The sequence below is a fragment of the Pseudomonas sp. TH37 genome, assembly GCF_016650735.1.
Lineage (GTDB): Bacteria > Pseudomonadota > Gammaproteobacteria > Pseudomonadales > Pseudomonadaceae > Aquipseudomonas > Aquipseudomonas farris.
In genome coordinates this window covers 159,681-182,155 of sequence record NZ_JAEKFD010000007.1, presented here as the reverse complement: position 1 = coordinate 182,155, position 22,475 = coordinate 159,681, and the positions used below count along the sequence as shown (strand labels likewise).

21 protein-coding genes are annotated in these 22,475 nt (G+C 59.2%); 14 read left to right on the top strand and 7 right to left on the bottom strand.

All coding sequences use genetic code 11. The annotated features are described in order from the left end of the window. Nucleotides 1-117: 117 nt before the first annotated feature. From dgcA to JFU11_RS19005, 3 genes are all read right to left on the bottom strand, one after another. Nucleotides 118-2,178 carry a dimethylglycine demethylation protein DgcA gene (gene dgcA / locus JFU11_RS19015; RefSeq protein ID WP_008008115.1) on the bottom strand — a complete coding sequence of 687 codons (2,061 nt, stop codon included), beginning with the start codon at nucleotides 2,176-2,178 and terminating at the stop codon, nucleotides 118-120. A gap of 15 nt (nucleotides 2,179-2,193) precedes the next feature. Further along, nucleotides 2,194-2,724: a DUF5943 domain-containing protein gene (locus tag JFU11_RS19010; RefSeq protein WP_038981116.1), complete on the bottom strand. Its 531-nt coding sequence runs from the start codon at nucleotides 2,722-2,724 to the stop codon at nucleotides 2,194-2,196. A gap of 162 nt (nucleotides 2,725-2,886) precedes the next feature. Then, nucleotides 2,887-3,864 carry a dipeptidase gene (locus JFU11_RS19005; RefSeq protein WP_008033250.1) on the bottom strand — a complete coding sequence of 326 codons (978 nt, stop codon included), beginning with the start codon at nucleotides 3,862-3,864 and terminating at the stop codon, nucleotides 2,887-2,889. Nucleotides 3,865-4,112: 248 nt separating this feature from the next. Here JFU11_RS19005 and JFU11_RS19000 point away from each other — a divergent pair, with 248 nt between their 5' ends. From JFU11_RS19000 to JFU11_RS18985, 4 genes are all read left to right on the top strand, one after another. Continuing rightward, a complete protein-coding gene (locus JFU11_RS19000; RefSeq protein ID WP_038981114.1) occupies nucleotides 4,113-4,514 on the top strand; it encodes a lysozyme inhibitor LprI family protein in 402 nt (133 codons plus the stop codon). Nucleotides 4,515-4,724: 210 nt separating this feature from the next. Continuing rightward, a complete protein-coding gene (locus JFU11_RS18995) occupies nucleotides 4,725-4,979 on the top strand; it encodes a type II toxin-antitoxin system RelE/ParE family toxin (protein WP_201061788.1) in 255 nt (84 codons plus the stop codon). Beyond that, nucleotides 4,963-5,286, top strand: a complete 324-nt coding sequence (locus JFU11_RS18990; protein ID WP_123719627.1) for a helix-turn-helix transcriptional regulator — start codon at nucleotides 4,963-4,965, stop codon at nucleotides 5,284-5,286. Before JFU11_RS18995 ends, JFU11_RS18990 begins: the two co-directional genes overlap by 17 nt. Nucleotides 5,287-5,318: 32 nt before the next feature. Further along, nucleotides 5,319-5,735 (top strand): DUF3010 family protein, encoded by a 417-nt coding sequence (locus JFU11_RS18985; RefSeq protein WP_007907538.1) that lies wholly within the window; start codon nucleotides 5,319-5,321, stop codon nucleotides 5,733-5,735. 138 nt (nucleotides 5,736-5,873) lie between these two features. On the opposite strand, the gene JFU11_RS18980 is transcribed toward JFU11_RS18985, so the two are convergent. Further along, nucleotides 5,874-6,818, bottom strand: a complete 945-nt coding sequence (locus JFU11_RS18980) for a GlxA family transcriptional regulator (RefSeq protein ID WP_123719628.1) — start codon at nucleotides 6,816-6,818, stop codon at nucleotides 5,874-5,876. A 208-nt stretch (nucleotides 6,819-7,026) separates the two neighbouring features. On the opposite strand from JFU11_RS18980, the gene JFU11_RS18975 reads away from it, so the two are divergent. From JFU11_RS18975 to JFU11_RS18950, 6 genes are all read left to right on the top strand, one after another. Further along, complete coding sequence (locus JFU11_RS18975; RefSeq protein ID WP_123719629.1) at nucleotides 7,027-7,971, top strand: choline ABC transporter substrate-binding protein; 945 nt, start codon at nucleotides 7,027-7,029, stop codon at nucleotides 7,969-7,971. A 99-nt stretch (nucleotides 7,972-8,070) separates the two neighbouring features. Further along, a complete protein-coding gene (locus JFU11_RS18970; RefSeq protein WP_123719630.1) occupies nucleotides 8,071-8,958 on the top strand; it encodes a 3-keto-5-aminohexanoate cleavage protein in 888 nt (295 codons plus the stop codon). 211 nt (nucleotides 8,959-9,169) lie between these two features. Continuing rightward, on the top strand, nucleotides 9,170-10,135 hold the full coding sequence (locus JFU11_RS18965; protein ID WP_201061786.1) for an L-carnitine dehydrogenase: 966 nt from the start codon (nucleotides 9,170-9,172) through the stop codon (nucleotides 10,133-10,135). 161 nt (nucleotides 10,136-10,296) lie between these two features. Next, nucleotides 10,297-10,773, top strand: a complete 477-nt coding sequence (locus JFU11_RS18960; RefSeq protein ID WP_201061784.1) for a thioesterase family protein — start codon at nucleotides 10,297-10,299, stop codon at nucleotides 10,771-10,773. A gap of 13 nt (nucleotides 10,774-10,786) precedes the next feature. Next, nucleotides 10,787-11,950 carry a gamma-butyrobetaine dioxygenase gene (locus JFU11_RS18955; RefSeq protein WP_201061782.1) on the top strand — a complete coding sequence of 388 codons (1,164 nt, stop codon included), beginning with the start codon at nucleotides 10,787-10,789 and terminating at the stop codon, nucleotides 11,948-11,950. A 396-nt stretch (nucleotides 11,951-12,346) separates the two neighbouring features. Further along, nucleotides 12,347-12,610 (top strand): hypothetical protein, encoded by a 264-nt coding sequence (locus tag JFU11_RS18950; RefSeq protein WP_123359165.1) that lies wholly within the window; start codon nucleotides 12,347-12,349, stop codon nucleotides 12,608-12,610. 114 nt (nucleotides 12,611-12,724) lie between these two features. Here JFU11_RS18950 and JFU11_RS18945 read toward each other — a convergent pair whose 3' ends face one another. Both JFU11_RS18945 and JFU11_RS18940 read right to left on the bottom strand, forming a co-directional pair. After that, the gene (locus JFU11_RS18945) at nucleotides 12,725-13,828 is read right to left on the bottom strand and encodes a GlxA family transcriptional regulator (protein WP_123359166.1); all 1,104 of its coding nucleotides are present in this window, start codon (nucleotides 13,826-13,828) and stop codon (nucleotides 12,725-12,727) included. A gap of 539 nt (nucleotides 13,829-14,367) precedes the next feature. Further along, nucleotides 14,368-15,744, bottom strand: coding sequence for an L-serine ammonia-lyase (locus tag JFU11_RS18940; protein WP_052966691.1), 1,377 nt, complete (start codon nucleotides 15,742-15,744; stop codon nucleotides 14,368-14,370). A gap of 437 nt (nucleotides 15,745-16,181) precedes the next feature. Between JFU11_RS18940 and JFU11_RS18935 the strand changes: the two genes are divergently transcribed. The 3 genes from JFU11_RS18935 (at nucleotide 16,182) to choV (ending at nucleotide 19,230) form a co-directional block, all read left to right on the top strand. Beyond that, the gene (locus JFU11_RS18935) at nucleotides 16,182-17,132 is read left to right on the top strand and encodes a choline ABC transporter substrate-binding protein (protein WP_123719635.1); all 951 of its coding nucleotides are present in this window, start codon (nucleotides 16,182-16,184) and stop codon (nucleotides 17,130-17,132) included. Nucleotides 17,133-17,209: 77 nt separating this feature from the next. Next, nucleotides 17,210-18,055 (top strand): choline ABC transporter permease subunit, encoded by an 846-nt coding sequence (gene choW / locus JFU11_RS18930; RefSeq protein ID WP_030128579.1) that lies wholly within the window; start codon nucleotides 17,210-17,212, stop codon nucleotides 18,053-18,055. Beyond that, on the top strand, nucleotides 18,052-19,230 hold the full coding sequence (gene choV, locus JFU11_RS18925; RefSeq protein ID WP_123359169.1) for a choline ABC transporter ATP-binding protein: 1,179 nt from the start codon (nucleotides 18,052-18,054) through the stop codon (nucleotides 19,228-19,230). Before choW ends, choV begins: the two co-directional genes overlap by 4 nt. A gap of 227 nt (nucleotides 19,231-19,457) precedes the next feature. On the opposite strand, the gene JFU11_RS18920 is transcribed toward choV, so the two are convergent. Then, entirely contained in the window at nucleotides 19,458-21,407 is a 1,950-nt protein-coding gene (locus JFU11_RS18920) for a BCCT family transporter (protein WP_342032648.1), read from the bottom strand. Between the two features lie 380 nt (nucleotides 21,408-21,787). Between JFU11_RS18920 and betI the strand changes: the two genes are divergently transcribed. Beyond that, nucleotides 21,788-22,381, top strand: a complete 594-nt coding sequence (gene betI, locus JFU11_RS18915) for a transcriptional regulator BetI (RefSeq protein ID WP_052966694.1) — start codon at nucleotides 21,788-21,790, stop codon at nucleotides 22,379-22,381. Nucleotides 22,382-22,475: the final 94 nt, after the last annotated feature.

Sequence of the window (22,475 nt, the reverse complement as noted above, 5' to 3'; positions counted from 1 at the left end):
TACTCGGTTCCTGTGGGAGCGGGCTTGCCCGCGATTGCATTTTGTCAGTCACATTTGCATTGACTGACCCACCGCTATCGCGGGCAAGCCCGCTCCCACAGGGTCATGTGCAAGCCGTTAGAAGTCTTTGCACAACCGCAACGCGTCATAGATCGCCGCGTGAGTGTTGCGCTGGGCCACGCAGTCGCCGATGCGGAACAGCAAGTAGCCGTCGCCCGCCTGGCTCAGCGAAGGCTGAGGCTTGATCGCGAACAGGGCTTCGATGTCCATCTGGCCTTTGTTGCGCGAGCCTTCCTTCAGCGCGTAGTAGATTTCTTCGTCCGGACGCACGCCGTTCTCGACGACCACCTGGTCGACCACCCGCTCCTCTTTGGCGCCGGTGTATTCGTTTTCCAGCACCGCCACCAGCTTGTCGCCTTCGCGGTAGACCTTCTCCAGCATCATGTCGCCGGTCATGATCACTTCTTTCGGGTACATGCTGCGGTAGTAAGTCGGGAACGACGTACCGCCGATGGCCACACCCGGCTTGATGTCGTCGGTGACGATCTCGACCTGGCTGCCCTTGTCGGCGAGGAAGTCGGCCGTCGACATCCCGGTAAACTCGCAGATGGTGTCGTAGACCAGCACGTTCTTGCCCGGTGCAACCTTGCCGTCGAGGATGTCCCAGCTGCTGACCACCAGGCCTTCAGCCGCGCCCCAGTGTTCGTTCTGCTCCAGGAACGGATGACCGCCGACGGCGAGCACCACCACGTCCGGACGCAGATCGAGAATGGTCGCCGCATCCGCCGCCACGCCCAGGCGCAGGTCGACTTTCAAGCGCGCCAGTTCCAGCTGGAACCAACGAGTGATACCGGCGATCTGGTCCCGTTGCGGCGCTTTCGACGCGGTAGTGATCTGCCCGCCGATGAATTCTTTCTTCTCGAACAGGGTCACGTCGTGGCCGCGTTCGGCCGACACGCGAGCCGCTTCCATCCCGGCAGGACCGGCACCGACCACCACGACTTTGCGCTTCACACCGGTCGATTTCTCGATGATGTGCGGCACGCCCATGTATTCACGGGAAGTCGCGGCGTTCTGGATGCACAAGACGTCCAGGCCCTGGTACTGACGGTCGATGCAGTAGTTGGCGCCGACGCACTGTTTGATCTGGTCGACCTGGCCCATCTTGATCTTGGCGATCAAATGCGGGTCAGCGATGTGGGCGCGGGTCATGCCGACCATGTCGACGTAGCCGCCTTCCAGAATACGGGTCGCCTGGTTCGGATCCTTGATGTTCTGCGCGTGCAAAACCGGAGCCTTCACCACTTCCTTGATACCGGCGGCCAAGTGCAGGAATGGCTCCGGTGGATAACTCATGTTCGGAATAACGTTGGCCAGGGTGTTGTGGGTGTCGCAACCCGAGCCCACGACGCCGATGAAGTCGATCATGCCGGTGTCGTCGTAGTACTTGGCGATCTGCTTCATGTCCTCATGGGACAAGCCATCCGGGTGGAATTCATCACCGCACAGACGAATGCCAACGCAGAAGTCAGGACCGACTTCCTTGCGCACAGCCTTGATCACTTCCAGGCCGAAACGCATGCGGTTTTCAAAGCTGCCACCCCATTCGTCGGTACGCTTGTTGACCCGAGGGCTCCAGAACTGGTCGATCATGTGCTGGTGCACAGCGGACAGTTCGACGCCGTCCAGGCCACCGGCCTTGGCCCGCGCGGCTGCGCTTGCGTAGTTGCCAATCACCCGCCAGATTTCTTCCGGCTCGATGGTTTTGCAGGTCGCGCGGTGCACCGGTTCACGAATGCCCGACGGCGACAGCAGGGTTGGCCAATGCTCGCCGTCCCAGCGGGAACGACGGCCCATGTGGGTAATCTGGATCATGATCTTGGCGCCATGCTTGTGCATGGCGTCGGCCAGGTTCTGGAAGTGCGGAATAATCCGGTCGTCGGCCAGGTTGACCGACTTCCACCAGCCTTGCGGGCTGTCGATGGCCACGCTGGAGGAACCGCCGCAAATCGCCAGGCCGATCCCGCCCTTGGCTTTCTCTTCGTAATACTTGACGTACCGGTCGGTGGTCATGCCGCCGTCGGTGGCGTAGACCTCGGCGTGCGCGGTGCTGAGCACGCGGTTGCGGATGGTCAGTTTGCCGATCTGGATCGGCTGGAACATTGCTTCGAAAGCCATGGCGGGGTCCTCGACTTACAACGGCTTGACGGTGAACAAACCGTCGTCGTGGCCTTCTTCGGAGCCACCGTAGACTTGTTCGGCGACAGTGCGGATCTTGCTGCCGCGAGCGGCCAGGATCTGGTCCATGGCACCGGCAAACCAGCCAGTGAACATGTAGTCGACCTTGCGCCCGACCTTGCCGTACACATAGACAAATGCGGAGTGTTCGAGCTTGACGCTGGCGGTGCCTTTGTCGAGGTCGATGTCCTGAATCTTGAACAGGCCCCAGCCGCGTTGCGACAGACGCTTCATGTAGTGCTCGAACACCGCGACGCCTTCCAGGCCGTGGCATTCAGCTTCTTTTTCACACCAGTGCCAGGCGGACTTGTAGCCGGCCTTGTAGAGGATTTCGGCGTAGGCTTCGGCGCCCAGCACTTCCTCGATGCCCATGTGGTTGTTGACGAAGAAGTGACGCGGTACGTACAGCATCGGCAGGGCGTCGGAAGTCCAGATACCGGTTTCGCTGTCGACTTCGATTGGCAATTGCGGGGCGATCTTGGCCATGGAAACTTAACTCCAGAAAATTCGTTGTGTGTTTTGCGTAGCAGCTGCCGAGGTACGAGGCTGCGTTGCGTGTCCGTAGGACCGCCCTCGGGGGCCGCTTCGCAGCCCGACGCAGCCTCGTACCTCGGCAGCTGCTACAAGGGATCGTTATTCAAAGTGGGCTTATTCGCCCCAAACGTCTTTCAAGACGTTCACCCAGTTCTCGCCCATGATCTTGCGCACCACCCGCTCGGAATGGCCGCGTTTGAGCAGGGTCTCGGTCAGGTTCGGGAACTCGCCCACGGTGCGGATGCCCAGCGGGTTGATGATCTTGCCGAAGCTGGTCAGACGGCGGGCGTAGCCCTTGTCATGGGTCAGGTATTCGAAGAAGTCCTGTCCATGGCCCTGGGTGAAGTCGGTGCCGATACCGATGGCGTCTTCGCCGACGATGTTCATGGTGTATTCGATGGCTTCGGCGTAGTCGTCGATGGTCGAATCGATGCCCTTTGCCAGGAACGGCGCGAACATGGTCACACCAACGAAACCGCCGTGATCGGCGATGAACTTCAGCTCTTCGTCGGATTTGTTGCGCGGGTGAATCTTCAGACCCGACGGCAGGCAGTGGGAGTAGCAGACCGGCTTCTTGGATTCGAGGATGACTTCTTCGGACGTTTTCGAGCCGACGTGGGACAGGTCGCACATGACGCCGACGCGGTTCATCTCGGCGACGATTTCACGACCGAAACCCGACAGGCCGCCATCGCGCTCGTAGCAACCGGTACCGACCAGGTTTTGGGTGTTGTAGCACATCTGCACGATACCGACGCCGAGCTGCTTGAAGACCTCGACGTAGCCGATCTGGTCTTCAAACGCATGAGCATTCTGGAAGCCAAAGAGGATACCGGTCTTGCCCTGCTCCTTGGCCTTGCGGATATCGGCGGTGGTGCGCACCGGAATCACCAGGTCGCTGTTCTCGCGGATCAGCTTCTGGCTGGCGGCGATGTTGTTGACAGTGGCCTGGAAGCCCTCCCACACCGACACGGTGCAGTTGGCCGCGGTCAGACCGCCCTTGCGCATGTCTTCAAACAGCTCGCGGTTCCACTTGGCAATAATCAGCCCGTCGATAACGATGCTGTCGGCGTGCAATTCGGCTGGGCTCATCAGGCTGTCCCCTATTAGCGATTCATGCGCCGAATCGTGTGCCGGCGCTTTGGGGCCAGCATATGCCTGAGGGCCGGGGCAGCCGGGTGCAAAAACGACAGAGGAATTGCCGAAAGCGTCAATCCGCGACAAAGGGTCATCAACAGGCGTCATTGCCTACCTATCCAACGCCGCCCGCTTGGGCCAGAATTCGCCGCATCACTGGATGTTTTACTGAATGCATGACTGGATTAAGGGGCGGCGACGCAATGAAATCGATCTTCCTGGCTTTGGCACTGATTGCGACTGGCGTACAAGCAGCTGAAGAGGCCGACGACAACCCTTGCGATGCTGTCGAAAACGAAATCCAGACCCTGGAATGCTCGGCCTACAGCAGAACCACCGCCGAACAGCTACTGAGCGACAACTATCAGAGCCTGACCGAGCGCATGCAAACGCTTTACGGCAACAACAAGGCGCAACTGACCGACATCACCGCCAAAATCAAAACCGCGCAACAGCAATGGCTGAAAACCCGGGATGCCGATTGCGCAGTGGACGCATTTCCGGCGACCAGTGGTAGCAAAGCGTTCACCATTGCGCAAAATGATTGCGTGGCGCGCATGAGTGACGAGCGGTCGGAGTTTTTGGAGTCGATTGGGCAGGAGTGATCCTGAATCGTCCGTCGAAAGCTGGTAGCCCTCCCAGCTTTTACCTTCAATCAAGACCTTTCCCACAGGCTTCACCGAGCAAGCCTACAAGTCCCGCGGGGTAAGGGTTAAAGCAGTTTTTTCGAGCAACATCCCGATAAATTTCGTTTGTTGGCCACCTGAAAAATATAAGCAAAGATTAGCAAATCTTATAAAAGACTTATATTCTCCATGAACAGCATTCACTGGACTCGAAAGGCCGTTAAGCAGCTCTTGAAATTGCATTCCGTTCATCAGATCCAGGTTCGTGATGCCATCACGGCGCTAGCTGGCATGCCTGATGTAGGCAACGTCAAAGCACTGGTTGGTCATGACTACGCCTATCGACTGCGAGTCAGTAGTTATCGGGTCATGTTCGACTGGGATGGCGCGATCAAAGTGGTCAGTATTCAAGAGGTCAAAAAACGCGATGAACGCACCTACTGAGATTCAAATCATCAACGACGCGGAGGGAAAACCGGCGTTCGTGGTCATTCCGTACGCGCAGTATGTGGCGCAGAAGATCGAGCCCGATCTGATCCCCCACGAAGTGGTCAGTCGCATCGTCGATGGCGCGACGCCCATTCGCGCCTGGCGCGAACACCTGAACCTTACGCAGGATGAAGTTGCCAAGCGCATGGGCATTTCCCAACCGGCTTTCGCCCAGCAGGAAACGGTCGCCAAGCCCCGCAAGGCAACCCGTGAAAAAATTGCCGCAGCTTTTGGCATCACCGCCAACCAACTAGAGTTGTAAGCTGAACGCCAGCATCAGGAAAAGGGATTGAAATGAAAATCTGCGGCATCGAAATCAAAGGCAGTGAAGCGATCATCGCCGTGGCCTCCCTCGACGGTCAGGCGCTCAGTCACGTCGCCCTCGCCACCAAGAAAATCGCCCTCGACGAGGACGACGAAGCCGCTAACGTTAAAGTCTTTGCCGCTCAGGTGGCGTCGTTTGTTCGCGAGAATTCAATCGACCGGATCGCGATCAAGAAGCGCAGCAAGAAAGGCGAATTCGCCGGTGGGCCGACTACGTTCAAGATTGAGGGGATTTTCCAGCTGCTGGAAAATTGCGAGGTGACGCTGCTGTCGCCGCAGACCATCAATGCGCAGAACAAGAAGTTCGATTTCGCACTGCCGGAGACGCTGAACAAGTATCAGCATGAGGCTTACAAGGCGGCGTGCTCGGTCTTGATGAAGAAGTAACATTTTCTCTCATCAACACAGATCATTGTGGGAGCGGGCTTGCCCGCGATGGCGGCGTGTCAGTCAACATCAACATTGAATGTGCAGGCCTCATCGCGGGCAAGCCCGCTCCCACAGGTTTCTCGGGTGTCGTCAGAATTACGCTTTAGCCGTACGTCGGTCTTCACGCGGGCACCGCTCAAACCGTGCCCGATAACTGCGGGTGAAATACGACGGCGATTCAAACCCGCACGCGATGCTCACTTCCAACACACTCATGTTCGTCTGACGCAGCAACTGCCGCGCCTTCTCCAGCCTTAACCGCAGATAGAAATTGCTCGGCGTGTCGTTCAGGTGCAGGCGAAACAGGCGTTCCAGCTGACGCCGGGTCACTTTGATCGATTCCGCCAGCTCCAGGGTACTCAGCGGCGGTTCGCTGTGCTGTTCCATCTCCCCGATCACCTGCACCAGTTTCTTGTTGCTGATGCCATACCGCGTGGCGACTTCCATGCGCTGGTGGTCTTTGCGCGGACGGATGCGCCCGAGTACGAATTGTTCGCTGACCTGGATCGCCAGTTCCGGGCCGTGGGCCTGGCCGATGAGGTCGAGCATCAGGTCGATGGAAGCCGTGCCGCCAGCAGAGGTGATACGCCGACGGTCGATCTCGAACAGCTCCTGAGTGACGCTGAGCTGTGGATAAGACTCCTTGAAGGCGTCGATCGCTTCCCAGTGCAGGGTCAGGCGGTGGCCGTCGAGCAGGCCGGCTTCGGCGAGGACGAAGCTGCCAGTATCGATGGCGCCGAGGGTCACGCCTTCGTTGTCCAAACGACGCAACCAGTGCTCCAGTGCCGGGCTGGTGAATTTCAGCGGCTCGAAACCGGCGACCACTAGCAAGGTTGCGCCTTTCTTCAGGGGTTCCAGCGCCGCATCGGCGTTGACCGACATGCCGTTACTGGCCAGCACCGCCCCGCCATCAGCGCTCAACACATGCCAGCGGTACAGCTCGCCGCGAAAGCGATTGGCGACCCGCAGCGGCTCGATCGCCGAGATAAAACCGATCGCCGAAAAACCCGGCATCAACAAGAAGTAGAAATCCTGGGACATGGAGCGCACTCGATGGCAGGTAGCGAGAGGGCGGGAAGCGTGTGGACGTTGATACGCCACTTGCCGACGGCATTCAAGTGCGCAGGTCGCTGCAGTGCAAGAGCTGGTCGCCGCAGTGCGTTTTTACGGGGGCTCAGCTGCGTAACTTGGGCATCACCGGCGCATGAAGATGCCGGAACCCACAATAACGTCTGCCGAGGAACCCGACATGAAACGACTGATCAGCAGCTGTGTTCTTGCACTCAGCGGTACCACTTTCTTGAGCGCCAGCGTCATGGCGGCAGAACCCGCGTCGTGCCAGAACGTGCGCATGGGCGTAGTGAACTGGACCGACGTGATCGCCACCAGCGCCATGACCCAAGTATTGCTTGATGGCCTCGGCTACAACACCAAACAGACCAGCGCCTCCCAGCAAATCATCTTCGCCGGCATTCGCGATCAGCGCCTGGACTTGTTCCTCGGTTACTGGAACCCGCTGATGACGCAGACCATCACGCCGTTTGTCGATGCCAAGCAGGTCGAAGTGCTTGAAGCCCCAAGCCTCAAGGATGCTCGCGCCACCCTCGCCGTGCCGACTTACCTCGCCGACAAAGGCCTGAAAACCTTCGCTGACATCGCCAAATTCGAAAAAGAACTGGGCGGCAAGATTTACGGCATCGAGCCTGGCTCGGGCGCCAACACTCAGATCAAGGCGATGATCGCCAAGAACCAGTTTGGCCTGGGCAAGTTCCAGCTGGTCGAGTCCAGCGAAGCCGGCATGCTTGCGGCGGTGGATCGCGCCGTGCGGCGCAAGGAAGCCGTAGTGTTCTTCGGCTGGGCGCCGCACCCGATGAACGTCAACGTGCAAATGACCTACCTCACCGGCAGTGAAGACGCCCTCGGCCCGAACGAAGGCATGGCCACCGTCTGGACGGTCACCGCGCCGAAATATGCCGAGCAATGCCCGAACATTGGTCGCTTGCTGAGCAACCTGACCTACACCGCCGAAGACGAGAGCCGAATGATGCAACCGCTGCTCGATCACAAGGACGCCTTCGAGTCGGCCAAGCAATGGCTCAAGGATCACCCGCAAGACAAGCAACGCTGGCTCGAAGGCGTGACCACCTTCGACGGCAAACCGGCTGCTGAAAACCTGAAACTGACCAGTAAATAAACCTGAAATGAATCACCGATTCGCAGCCCGATGTGGGCTGCGAACGGAATCGTCACGCCCTGAGCCACACCTAAAATCACGCCTGTAAGGAACCGCCTCATGAACCACGACGTCATCATCACCTGCGCACTCACCGGTGCTGGCGACACGACCGCCAGAAGCCCACACGTGCCGGTCACCCCGAAACAGATCGCCGCGGCTGCCGTGGAAGCCGCCAAGGCTGGCGCCACCGTGGTCCACTGCCATGTTCGCGACCCCGAAACCGGCAAATTCAGCCGTGATGTGGCGCTGTACCGCGAAGTGATGGAGCGCATCCGCGAGGCCGACGTCGACATCATCGTCAACCTCACTGCCGGCATGGGCGGCGACCTGGAAATCGGCGCGGGCGAGAACCCGATGGAGTTCGGCCCGAACACCGATCTGGTCGGCCCGCTGACCCGTCTGGCCCACGTCGAAGAATTGCTGCCGGAAATCTGCACCCTGGATTGCGGCACCCTGAACTTCGGCGACGGCGACACCATTTACGTGTCCACCCCGGCGCAACTTCGCGCTGGCGCCAAACGCATTCAAGAACTGGGCGTTAAGCCTGAGCTGGAAATCTTCGACACCGGTCACCTGTGGTTCGCCAAGCAGATGATCAAGGAAGGCCTGCTCGATAACCCGCTGTTTCAGCTGTGCCTGGGCATTCCGTGGGGCGCGCCGGCCGACACCACCACCATGAAAGCCATGGTCGACAACCTGCCGGCCGACGCGGTCTGGGCCGGGTTCGGCATCGGTCGCATGCAGATGCCTATGGCCGCACAGGCTGTACTGCTCGGCGGCAACGTGCGGGTTGGCCTGGAAGACAACCTGTGGCTGGACAAGGGTGTTTTGGCGACCAACGGCCAACTGGTCGAACGCGCCTCGGAAATCCTCAGCCGCCTCGGCGCCCGTGTTCTGACCCCAGCTGAAGGCCGGACAAAAATGGGCCTGACCAAGCGCGGTTAACCAAACCTGCACCTTACCTGTGGGAGCGGGCTTGTGTGGCGAGGGGGCTTGCCCCCGTTGGGTCGCGAAGCGGCCCCAAAACCTGCAGCCGCGGTGTGTCAGCCACACCGCATGCAATGTTTTACGACTGCTTCGCAGCCGAACGGGGGCAAGCCCCCTCGCCACATAAGCCAGTTCCCACAGGGATCACCGAACTTTTTAGGACGTCGCCATGAGCTTTATCACTGATATCAAAACCTTCGCCGCCCTGGGCAGCGGTGTCATCGGCAGCGGCTGGGTGTCTCGCGCCCTCGCCCACGGCCTCGACGTGGTGGCCTGGGACCCGGCGCCCGGTGCCGAAGCGGCGCTGCGCAAACGTGTCGCCAATGCCTGGGGCGCACTGGAGAAACAAGGCCTGGCACCCGGCGCGTCGCAGGATCGTCTGCGCTTTGTCGCCACCATTGAAGAATGCGTTCGTGATGCGGACTTCATTCAGGAAAGTGCTCCAGAGCGACTGGACCTGAAACTGGAACTGCACAGCAAAATCAGCGCGGCGGCCAAGCCCAATGCCTTGATCGGTTCCAGTACGTCGGGGCTGTTGCCGAGCGAGTTCTACGAGAGTTCGACCCACCCGGAACGCTGCGTGGTCGGGCACCCGTTCAACCCGGTTTACCTGCTGCCCTTGGTGGAAGTGGTCGGTGGCAAAAATACCGCACCGGAAGCGGTGCAAGCGGCAATGAAAGTCTACGAATCCTTAGGGATGCGCCCGTTGCATGTGCGCAAGGAAGTGCCAGGATTTATCGCCGACCGTTTGCTCGAAGCGTTGTGGCGTGAGGCGCTGCATCTGGTTAACGACGGCGTGGCGACCACCGGCGAAATTGATGATGCAATTCGTTTTGGCGCGGGCCTGCGCTGGTCGTTTATGGGTACTTTCCTGACGTACACCCTGGCGGGTGGCGACGCAGGCATGCGGCACTTCATGGCGCAATTCGGGCCGGCGTTGCAATTGCCCTGGACGTATCTGCCGGCACCGGAGCTGACCGACAAATTGATCGATGACGTGGTGGATGGCACCAGCGAACAGTTGGGCACGCACAGCATTTCGGCGCTGGAGCGCTATCGTGATGATTGCTTGCTGGCGGTACTGGAAGCGGTGAAGACCACCAAGGCCAAACATGGCATGGCGTTTAGCGAATAAACCAAGTCAGAGGCCAGCAGGTCTGGCCTCATCGCGGGCAAGCCCGCTCCCACAGGGATCTACTGGGTGGCATAAATTGTATTTACACCTCAAATCACTGTGGGAGCGGGCTTGCCCGCGATAGCGACAGCCCAGACACCACCAACGTTGGATCACTCACCATGCCCACCCTCACCACCTACCAAACCAAAATCATCCCCGACTGGGTCGACTACAACGGCCACCTGCGCGATGCCTTCTATTTGCTGATTTTCAGCTACGCCACCGACGCGCTGATGGATCAACTGGGCATGGACAGCAACAACCGCGAAGCCAGCGGCAACTCGCTGTTCACCCTCGAACTGCACCTCAACTACCTGCACGAAGTGAAGCTCGATGCCGATGTCGAAGTGCACACCCAGATCATCGGCCATGACCGCAAGCGCCTGCACCTCTACCACAGCCTGCATCTGGTGGGCGGTGACAAGGAGCTGGCGGGCAATGAACAAATGCTGCTGCACGTCGACCTGGCCGGGCCGCGATCCGCACCGTTCAGCGAAGAAACCTTGAGCAAACTACAAGCCATTGTCGCCGAGCAAGCCGACCTGCCCGCCCCCGCCTTCATCGGCCGAGTGATCGCTTTACCGCCCGAAAAATAATAAGGAGCTCGTCATGAACACCGCCGCCGCTTTTGCCGATTTCCGCACCTACCCGCTGATCAGCGCGTTGACCGCCATGCACACCCTGGCGGACCGCATTCAAGTGCAGTGGGCGGACGGTCGGGTCAGCCCTTTTCATCATCAATGGCTACGGGACAACTGCCCGTGCCCGCAGTGCGTCTACACCGTGACCCGCGAGCAAGTGCTGGAAATCGTCGATGTCGCGGAAGATCTGATCCCTGACAGCGCTCAAATCGATGCCGAAGGTTGCCTGTGTATAGATTGGCAGGACGGCCACCTCAGCCGCTTCGACCCAGGCTGGCTGCGAGCCCACGCCTATGACGACGAGTCCCGCGCCGAACGCCGGGCCGCCAAACCGAAAAGTAAGCTGTGGGACAGCCAGCTGAAGCTTCCAGTGTTCGACTATCAGGCGTTGATGAACGACAACGAAGCATTGCTGCAATGGCTCTTGGCCGTGCGCGACATCGGCCTGACCCAGGTTCGCGGCGTACCGACTGAGCCGGGCTCGCTGAAGCTGATCGCACAGCGGATCTCCTTCATCCGCGAGAGCAATTTCGGCGTGCTGTTCAACGTGCAATCCAAGGCCGACGCCGACAGCAATGCCTACACCGCCTTCAACCTGCCGCTGCACAGCGACCTGCCGACCCGAGAGTTGCAACCGGGGCTGCAATTTCTGCATTGCCTGGTCAATGACGCCGACGGTGGTGAGAGCATTTTCGTCGACGGTTTTGCCATCGCTGAAGCTTTGCGCCAGGAAGATCCCGAGGCGTTTCAAGCCTTGTGTGAAATACCCGTGGAGTTCCGCAACAAGGACCGCCACAGCGACTACCGCTGTCTGGCGCCGATCATTGACCTGGATGCATTCGGGCAGGTGTCGGAAATCCGCATGGCGAACTTTCTGCGTGGGCCGTTCGATGCTTCAGTCGAGCAAATGCCCAAGCTGTATCGCGCTTACCGACGCTTCATTGCGATGACCCGCGAGGCGCGCTTCCGGGTGATGACCCGGCTCAACCCCGGCGAGCTGTGGTGCTTCGACAACCGCCGCACCCTCCACGCCCGCAACGCTTTCGACCCCGCTACCGGCGCCCGGCATTTCCAGGGTTGTTATGTTGACCGGGATGAGTTGTTGTCGCGGATATTGGTATTGCAAAGATAAACCGCGTCATCGTTCATCGCGGGCAAGCCACGCTCCCACAGATTTGGCGTCGTTCGCCAAATCTGTGGTAACCCCGATCCTGTGGGAGCGTGGCTTGCCCGCGATGGCGTCCGCACAGGCAACACAAAACCCTCTGATTCACACGCAAAAAAAACCCCGATCAAGCCGTGACAGGATCGGGGCAGAGGTGGGTACTGTTGAGGAGCTGTTGCGCGAGGGTGACCAAACCTTCGTGAAGCCAGCTGAGTCCAGTGTGCCCACTCCCATCATTCGCAAGTTAGCCGAAAGCGACCTGTTCATAGGTATTGCGGCCATTGCGACAAATCGTCCTTGCCGCCATCCCCAGCCCCTACCAGAATCGAGCCACGACACCGTTCCCTGAAGAAGGATTGCGTCATGATGCACGCCGATTTGATTGACCAGGAAGACCTGTTGGGCCAGCTGAAATCGTTGGGTTTTCAAGTGCCGAATGGCTCTACAGCAGAGCAGGCTTGCGAGTGTGCGGTGCGAGGCTTGAACGATGAGCGGGCGATGACGCTGCGGACTATGGTCAAGCAGATGTACACCAGCAGCGCGACCATCCTGCCGGCCGTGCGCCAGGCGATCGACAGGCAATTGCTGCCTGCGTTGGCGGAGTATCAGCAAAGCCGTAGCGCCTGATAGAGCCAATCGCGGGCAAGCCCGCTCCCACAGTGATTTTGCGTCGTATACACAATTGATGCATCGACACAGAACCTGTGGGAGCGGGCTTGCCCGCGATGAAGGCCCCTCGGTTTAGAGCCTTACGCTAGCAAACGTCGACTCATTGCGCGCCTGGCTCAACGCCGACAGCGGCCCGGACAACGGCGACAGCACCAGTGCTTGCGGCAGCGGCATCATCGCCACTTGTTGTGTGGTGTTGGAACCCACACGCTCGTCACGCGGCGGAATGCCGAAGTATTCGCGGTAGCACTTGGAGAAGTGCGGCGTAGACACGAAACCACATACCGACGCCACTTCGATGATCGACATCGGCGTTTGCTTGAGCAGCTGCCGAGCGCGAATCAGGCGCAGTTTCAGGTAGTAACGCGACGGCGAGCAGTGCAGGTATTTCTGGAACAACCGCTCCAGCTGACGACGCGAAACAGCGACGTACACCGCCAGTTCGTCGAGGTCGATCGGCTCTTCGAGGTTCGCTTCCATCAGCGCCACGATTTCCTGCAACTTCGGCTGGTTGGTGCCGAGCATGTGCTTGAGCGGCACGCGCTGGTGATCCTGCTCGTTGCGGATGCGCTCGTAGACGAACATTTCCGAGATCGCGGCTGACAGTTCACGACCGTGATCGCGGCTGATCAGGTGCAGCATCATGTCCAGCGGCGCGGTGCCGCCGGAGCTGGTGAAACGGTTGCGATCGAGGGTGAACAGACGGGTGCTCATGGCCACCCGCGGGAAAGCTTCCTGCATCGACGCCAGGCATTCCCAGTGCACGCTGCAATCGAAACCGTCCAGCAGACCGGCGCACGCCAGGGCCCAGCTGCCGGTGCAGACCGCGCCGAGACGACGGGACTGACGCGCCTGGCTTTGCAGCCACGACACGTGCTCGCGGGTTACGGTGCGCTGAATGCCGATACCGCCGCAGACGATGATGGTGTCCATGGGAGGCGCTTTGTGCATGGAGGCGTCGGGGGTGATCTGTAGACCGTCACTGGCCCAGACCTGACCGCCATCGACGGTGAGTGTGGTCCAGCGATACAGCTCGCGGCCGGACAATTGGTTGGCCATGCGCAGAGGTTCTACTGCAGAGGCCAGAGAAATAAGCGTGAAATTGTCCAGCAGCAAAAAGCCGATGGATTGAGGCGCACGGTTCTGGGGTTGAGCCCCGGAGTTGAACGTCGTCATCGCGGTATCTCCTCACACAAAGCGGGTGATGGCCTCAGGCGGAGGCTCTTTTTATTGCCATCGTTCTCGCGTGGGAGACGGGCTTTGTAATGACAGAGCAATTGCCATGCCTAAACTTGAATGCGCGTTCAATAACTCCTGAAAACGACGTCGCGATGTGTCTAAATATGACTCGCAGAGACAGGAGGTTATAAGTGTCATCAAGGGTCGCAGCGCTCTGCCCCGTTGCGTGTGAGCAAATCGGTAGCACTTGTGGGAACAGGGCTACGACGCTCCAGGAGAGAGTGTCACCGCAAGCACGGGTGACGGACGGTCAGGCTTGAATTGGATCCCTGATCGGGGCAGGCAGGCTTATCTGTTTGCGACGCTCTAAAAGGTGGCGCGTTTTGAATCGAGTGTTCACTTAGCGCGCAGTTTTGACTGGTCTGGCGCTATCGCGGGCAAGCCCGCTCCCACAGGATTCATTGTGTGACCGAGAACGGAGGCACACAACAAATCCTTGTGGGAGCGGGCTTGCCCGCGATGGGGTCAACCCGGTCTCAGCACTCAACTGCACTGACAGCCAATCCACCGCGCGATGTCTCTTTATATTTGTCGTGCATGTCGGCACCGGTATCACGCATGGTGCGGATCACTCGGTCCAGCGAGATAAAGTGCTGACCGTCGCCCCGCAGCGCCATCTGCGCCGCGTTGATCGCTTTTACCGCGGCAATCGCGTTGCGCTCGATGCACGGCACTTGCACCAGGCCACCCACTGGGTCGCAGGTCAGGCCCAAGTTATGTTCCAGGCCGATTTCTGCCGCGTTGCACAGTTGCTCCGGGGTGGCACCGAGAATCTCCGCCAACCCGGCCGCCGCCATGGCGCAGGCCGAACCGACTTCACCCTGGCAACCGACTTCGGCACCGGAGATCGAGGCGTTCTTCTTGCACAAAATCCCTACCGCCGCGGCACTTAGGAAGTAGTCGACCACGTTGGCGTCGGTCACTGCCTCGCTGAATTTCATGAAGTAGTGCAGCACCGCCGGAATGATCCCCGCCGCGCCATTGGTCGGTGCCGTAACCATGCGCCCGCCGGCAGCGTTTTCTTCGTTGACCGCCAGGGCGAACAGGTTCACCCACTCCATGGCGCTCAAGGTCGAGCCGATCACGTTGGGCTTGTTCAGTTCTTGCAGGCTGCGGTGCAGTTTGGCCGCACGACGACGCACATTCAGGCCACCGGGCAGGATGCCTTCGTGTTTAAGGCCTTGCTCCACGCAATCTTGCATCGCGCGCCAGAGCTTCATCAGGCCGGCGCGAATTTCCTCTTCGCTGCGCCAGACTTTCTCGTTGGCCATCATCAGCTCTGCAACGCGCAGGTTGTGCTGCTTGCAGAGACTGAGCAGCTCGACGGCACTGGAGAAGTCGTAAGGCAGCACGGTGCGATCCAGATCCACCACGCCGCTGGAAGCTTGTGCCTCATCGACGACAAAACCGCCGCCGATGGAGTAGTAGGTGTCGCGATGCAGCTCGCCGTGATCGCCTTCGGCAACCAGGGTCATGGCGTTGGGATGGAACGGCAGGTTCTCGTCGATCAGGCGCATGTCCCGGGCCCAGATGAACGGGACCGACAAGCGACCGTCGAGCAATAGCGTGTTGGTTTCACGCAGGGCCTCGATGCGGATGCCGATTTGCGACGGATCGATCGCGTCCGGCCACTCGCCCATCAGCCCCATGATCACCGCGTTGTCGCTGCCATGGCCGATGCCGGTGGCAGATAACGAACCATAAAGCTGAACTTCGACACGCCTTACTTGTTCCAAAAGACCCTGCTCACGCAAACCTTGCACGAACAGCGCCGCAGCTCGCATAGGCCCGACGGTGTGTGAACTGGAAGGGCCAATGCCGATTTTGAACAGGTCGAAAACGCTGATAGCCATTACTGCTGAACTCCTGGATGTGCCTGCTCCAGGCGCAAAAGCGCCCAGTGACGGAGCTGCTACGCTGAAGCTGCAATCCGCCGAGATGGCCGCATCATCAGGCTTTTGTCATGTCGTTCAACGTCTCACACCGACGCACTCATGCCCGCTAGCGCCGCAGGCCGCTTACGCTGTGTTTTCGCCGTTTTTTTGCGGATCAGCGAGGCAAAACGGGCTGAAAAAAGCTGTAAACGACGTTACCGACACTGGATGCGACCATCCCTGTACTGGATACGACGCACCCTGTAGGCGTCAGATTTTCACTGGTACATGATCGTATCGACTCGATTGCAAGGCGCCGTGGTAGAGCTGTCTCCAAAACGCCATCCAACCGCAACAGATAAGTGCGGTGGTCCAGTCGGAACACTGCCAAAAAAAACACCAAGGAGTCCCCCCTTATGAAAGGTTCCCCGTCGTTGTTGTTGGCCGCCATGCTGAGTCTGCCGTTTCTGGCTCAAGCCGCAGAACCGGCCCAATGCAGCACCGTAAACTTCTCCGATGTCGGCTGGACGGACATTACCGTCACCACCGCCACCACCAGCGTTGTTCTCGACGCCCTGGGCTACAAGACCAAGACCACGATGATTTCCGTGCCGGTGACCTACAAGTCCCTGGCCGACGGCAAGAACATGGACGTGTTCCTCGGCAACTGGATGCCGACCATGGAAAACGACATCAAGGCCTACCGCGATGCCGGCACCGTGGACACCCTGCGCGCTAATCTGGAAAACGCAAAATACACACTCGCCGTCCCCGAAGAGTTGTATAACAAAGGTCTGAAAGATTTCGCCGACATCGCCAAGTTCAAGAAAGAACTCGACGGCAAGATCTATGGCATCGAACCGGGTAACGACGGCAACCGCCTGATCCAGAGCATGATCGACAAGGACGCCTTCGGCTTGAAAGCAGCCGGCTTCAAGGTAGTCGAGTCCAGCGAGGCAGGCATGCTCTCGCAAGTCGATCGCGCTCAGCGCCGCAACACCGCCGTGGTGTTCCTGGGCTGGGAACCGCATCCGATGAACACTCGATTCAAGATGAAGTACCTGACCGGCGGCGACGAATACTTCGGCCCGAACTTCGGCCAGGCGACCATCTACACCAACACCCGCAAGGGTTACGCACAGGAATGCAGCAACGTCGGTCAGTTGCTGAAAAACCTGGTGTTTACCCTCGACATGGAAAGCACGCTGATGGGCAACGTCCTGGACGACAAAATGAAGCCTGACGCGGCCGCCAAGGCCTGGCTGAAAAAGAATCCACAGGTGCTCGATACCTGGCTCGCTGGCGTGACCACCATTGACGGTAAACCTGGCCTGGAAGCCGTGAAAGCCAAGCTCGCGCAGCCTTGATTTAGGAAGCATCGCTTACGCCGGGCGAGTTCGCTCGCCCGGGCTGTTTATTTCCTTGCATGCGGACGTTCACTACCATGCTGATTGATCAGAAAATACCTTTAGGCCAGTACATCGCGGGCTTCGTTGAATGGTTGACGCAAAACGGCGCCAGCACCTTCGACGCAATCGCCGTGTCACTGGAAACGATGATCCACGGTGTGACTTTTGCGCTGACCTGGTTCAACCCGCTGGCATTGATCGGCCTTATCGCGCTACTGGCACACTTCATCCAACGCAAATGGGGCCTGACCGTTTTCGTCATCGCCTCCTTTCTGCTGATCCTCAATCTGGGGTATTGGCAGGAAACCATGGAAACCCTCGCCCAGGTGTTGTTCGCCACCCTGGTGTGCGTGCTGATCGGCGTGCCGTTGGGCATCGTCGCCGCGCACAAACCGATGTTCTACACAGTGATGCGGCCGGTGCTCGATCTGATGCAGACCGTACCGACCTTCGTGTACCTCATTCCTACCCTGACCCTCTTCGGTCTGGGTGTGGTCCCGGGTCTGATCTCGACGGTAGTGTTCGCGATTGCCGCGCCTATCCGCCTGACCTACCTGGGTATTCGCGATGTTCCGCAGGAATTGATGGACGCCGGCAAAGCCTTCGGCTGCTCGCGCCGTCAACTGCTCTCACGGATTGAACTGCCCCACGCCATGCCAAGCATCGCGGCCGGTATCACCCAGTGCATCATGCTGTCGTTGTCGATGGTGGTGATTGCGGCACTGGTGGGCGCCGACGGCCTGGGCAAACCCGTGGTCAACGCACTGAACACTGCTGATATCGCACTGGGCTTCGAAGCAGGCCTGGCGATCGTACTGCTGGCGATCATGCTCGACCGTATCTGCAAACAACCCGACGCTAAAGTAGGGGGTGACGCATGAGCATTATTCGCTTCGAAGACGTGGACGTGATCTTCTCCAAAGACCCGCGCGAGGCACTCAAACTCCTCGACCAGGGCATGACCCGTGATCAGATCCTGAAAAAGACCGGGCAAATCGTCGGCGTTGAAAAAGCCACTCTGGACATCGAGAAAGGTGAAATCTGCGTACTGATGGGCCTGTCCGGCTCCGGCAAATCCAGCCTGTTGCGCTGCATCAACGGCCTCAACACCGTCAGCCGTGGCAAATTGTTCGTCGAGCATGAAGGCAAGCAGATCGACATCGCTTCCTGTACTCCGGCAGAACTGAAAATGATGCGCACCAAGCGCATCGCAATGGTGTTCCAGAAGTTCGCCCTGATGCCTTGGCTGACGGTGCGCGAGAACATCAGCTTCGGTCTGGAAATGCAGGGCCGGCCGGAGAAGGAACGGAAAAAACTGGTCGATGAAAAACTCGAACTGGTGGGCCTGACCCAGTGGCGCAACAAGAAACCCGATGAGCTTTCCGGCGGTATGCAACAACGTGTGGGCCTGGCCCGCGCACTGGCGATGGATGCCGACATTCTGCTGATGGACGAACCGTTCTCGGCCCTCGACCCGCTGATCCGCCAGGGCCTGCAAGACGAACTGCTGGAACTGCAAAGCAAGCTGAACAAAACCATCGTGTTCGTAAGCCACGACCTCGATGAAGCCCTGAAGCTCGGCAGCCGTATCGCGATCATGAAAGACGGTCGGATCGTCCAGTACAGCAAGCCAGAAGAGATCGTGTTGAACCCTGCGGATGATTACGTGCGCACCTTCGTCGCCCACACCAATCCGTTGAACGTATTGTGCGGTCGCAGCCTGATGCGCACCCTGGACAACTGCAAACGCATCAACGGTTCGGTGTGCCTGGATCCGGGCGGCGATTCGTGGCTGGACCTGGCCGAAGGCAACACCATCAAAGGCGCACGCCAGAACGGCTCGAGCCTGGACCTGCAGAACTGGATACCGGGGCAAGCGGTTGAAGGTTTGGGTCGTCGGCCAACGCTGGTGGACTCCAACATCGGCATGCGCGATGCGCTGCAGATTCGTTACCAGACCGGCAACAAACTGGTGCTGCACGACAACAACAAGGTTGTCGGGATTCTCGGCGACAGCGAGCTGTACCACGCGCTGCTCGGCAAGAACCTGGGGTAAGAAGCAGCAGACACAAAAACGCCGCGACAGGATCGCGGCGTTTTTGTTTATCGGGATATCGGGTAATCCAGCGTCAAGGCTGATAACCCCATCGCGGGCAAGCCCGCTCCCACAGGGATCGATGTCGTGATCAATATTTGTGTCACAACCCTGATCCTGTGGGAGCGGGCTTGCCCGCGATGAATGCGACACGGTGCTTCAGACAGAAACACACCCCCTGTCGAAACTCAGCTATAAACCCGGCCAAGGAGCTGCCGATGGCTTTCAAACTGATCGAGCACGTCACGGGTGATCTGATCCTGAGTGAAGCCCATCAAATCGTAGTCCTGGCTGCCGTTGTGCAGGTACACCTCGGCGCGGTAGTAGCGTGCGCGCGGCTCGTCGGCACTTTCGGGCGACACCGTTTCACTCGCCGCCGCCAGATAACCATCGAGGCTCACTTCGTAGACAAACGGATTGCCCTCTTCCATCTCGATCCGCACGCCCATGCAGCGTTTCGACTTGCCCAACAGCGTCTGCACATCCAGACCCTGAGTACGCAATTGCACAGCCGCATCTTCCAGCGCCGGGCTGACCTGCTTGTCCATGAAACGCTGAACGATCGACTGGTTCGGTTGCAGATCCAGCTGGGTCAGACGTTCGCTGAAACCACGACGACCACGCGCTGCCAGTTCCGCTTGCTCCTGTTCGATTTGCACGTCCTGGCGCATGGCCTTGTGCAAGCCAAACATGAAGAACACCAGCACCACCGAGAACGGCAGCCCCGCCAGCACTACCATGGTTTGCATGGCTTCGAAGTTACCGGCGAACAGCAGACCGATGGTCACCAGGGTGATCACCGCCGACCAGAAAATCCGCAGCCAATGCGGCGCATCTTCGTCAACATTGCCGCCCTTGCAGGAAAGGTTGGCCATCATCACCGCGCCGGAATCCGCCGGGGTCAGGAACAGCACGAAGCCGACAAAAATCGACACGCCGATCACGATCTTCGACGCCGGGTAATGCTCAAGCAACTGGTAGATCGCCATCGACGGCTGTTCCAGCGCCGTATTCCCGAGCTCCACCGCCCCATGGTTCATCACCAAGTCCAGGGCCGAGTTACCGAAGATCGACAGCCATGCCAGGGTGAAGCCCAGCGGAATCAGCAGCACGCCGGCCACCAATTCACGCACCGTGCGACCACGGGAAATACGCGCGATAAACATGCCTACGAATGGCGCCCAGGAAATCCACCAGGCCCAGTAGAACAGAGTCCACAGGCCCAACCAGCGGTCGGACTTCTCACTGTCGCCTTCATACACATAGAGGTCGAAGGTCTTCAGCACCACGCCGTTCAGGTAGTCACCGATGTTCTGCACAAAGCCGTTGAGCAGGTGCAGGGTCGGGCCGAACAACAGCACGAAAATCAGCAAGCCACTGAACAGCACAATGTTCAGGTTGGACAGGCGGCGAATGCCGTTTTCCACGCCGGACACAGCGGCGATGGTCGCCACCGTGCTCATCACGATGATCACGATCAGCAGGTTTGTGTTGCTGTGTTCCATGCCGAACAGGTTTTCCAGGCCCGACGACACTTGCAGCGAACCGATCCCCAGGTTCGTCACCAGCCCCAGCAGGGTCACGAACATGCCGAAGCCGTCCACCGCATGACCGGCGGCGCCTTTGACCCAACGCTCGCCGACCAGCGGATACAGCGCCGACCGCAACGCCAGCGGCTGGTTATGACGGTAAGCAAAGTACGCCACGGCCAGGCCGACCAGTGCGTAGATCGCCCAGCCATGCAGGCCCCAATGCAGGAATGTCAGTTGCACCGCCTGACGGGCCGCAAGGTTGCTGCCGGCCACGCCTTCCGGCGGATTGAAGTAATGATCCAGCGGCTCGGAAGCACCGAAGTACAGCAACGAGATGCCGATACCCGACGAGAACAGCATCCCCGCCCAGGCGCCGTAGCTGAAATCCGGGGTGTCGTCCTTGCTGCCCAGTTTGAGTTTGCCGTAGGACGAAAACGCCAGGCCCACCACAAAAACCAGATAAGCGGCGATCACCACCATGTAGTACCAGCCGAAGCTGCGGGACAACCAGGCCTGGGCAATGCCGAGCATTCTGCCGGCCTCTTGCGGGGCGATGATCAGAATGGCGGTCAACAGCAGGATCAGCGCGGTAGAGGTGTAGAACACCCAACCGTTGACCGTCACCTTCTCGGGTGGGGTCTTTATTAGAGAGGCAGAACTCATGGCACAGATGCTCCAGGCAGTGCGAGAGAAGAACACAAGGCAACGCGGTACCCGACCAATCGGTTAGTTGGCAGCCGACCAGTGGGTGATATAAAGACACCCCGAAAAAAGCCCGAAACCCTTGGAACGCCTGCGCGTATAGGTTTCGAGCATTTTTGGATGTCGGTTTATCGCCATTTACACGTAGGAAAAATCTGTAAGCAGCGACGATTTGTCGCAGATCTTATTCTTTGTTGATTGAACGTTCAATCAAAACAAAATAGACTGGCCCTCAACCCGGTAGCCGTTTTTCGTCTACGGGAAGGCCTAAGGAGATGTGCAAGATGCCCAAGGTCGGTATGCAACCCATCCGCCGCCAGCAATTGATCGAAGCCACGATGCAGGCCGTCGATCAGGTCGGCATGGGGGATGCCAGCATTGCGCTGATCGCCCGTTTGGCCGGTGTCTCGAATGGCATCATCAGTCACTATTTTAAGGACAAGAACGGCCTGATCGCCGCCACGGCGCAGTATCTGATGAGTGTCCTCAGCGAGAACGTCACCGCGCGCCGTCAGGCGTTGGAGGACGCCAGCCCACGGGCTCACCTTCAGGTGATTATCGAAGGCAACTTCGACGCCAGCCAGGTCAATGGCCCGGCAATGAAAACCTGGCTGGCCTTCTGGGCCACCAGCATGCACCACCCGTCTTTGCACCGGTTGCAGCGGATCAACGATCACCGTCTGTATTCCAACCTGTGCTGCCAGTTCCGCCGTGTGTTGCCGCTTGATCAAGCGCGCAGCGCCGCCCGCGGCCTGGCAGCCCTCATTGACGGTTTGTGGTTGCGCGGCGCGCTGTCGGGAGATGCTTTCGACACCGGGCAGGCGCACCAGATCGCTTACGAATACATGGATTTCCAACTGGCCAAGCAGGTGAGTTAGAGCACACATAAAAGCGCTCAGCCCCTGAACCGCTACTGATCAGCGTCGCCAACGCTACACGGCACGCCCCAGTGGCTAACGCCAACCAACTTAT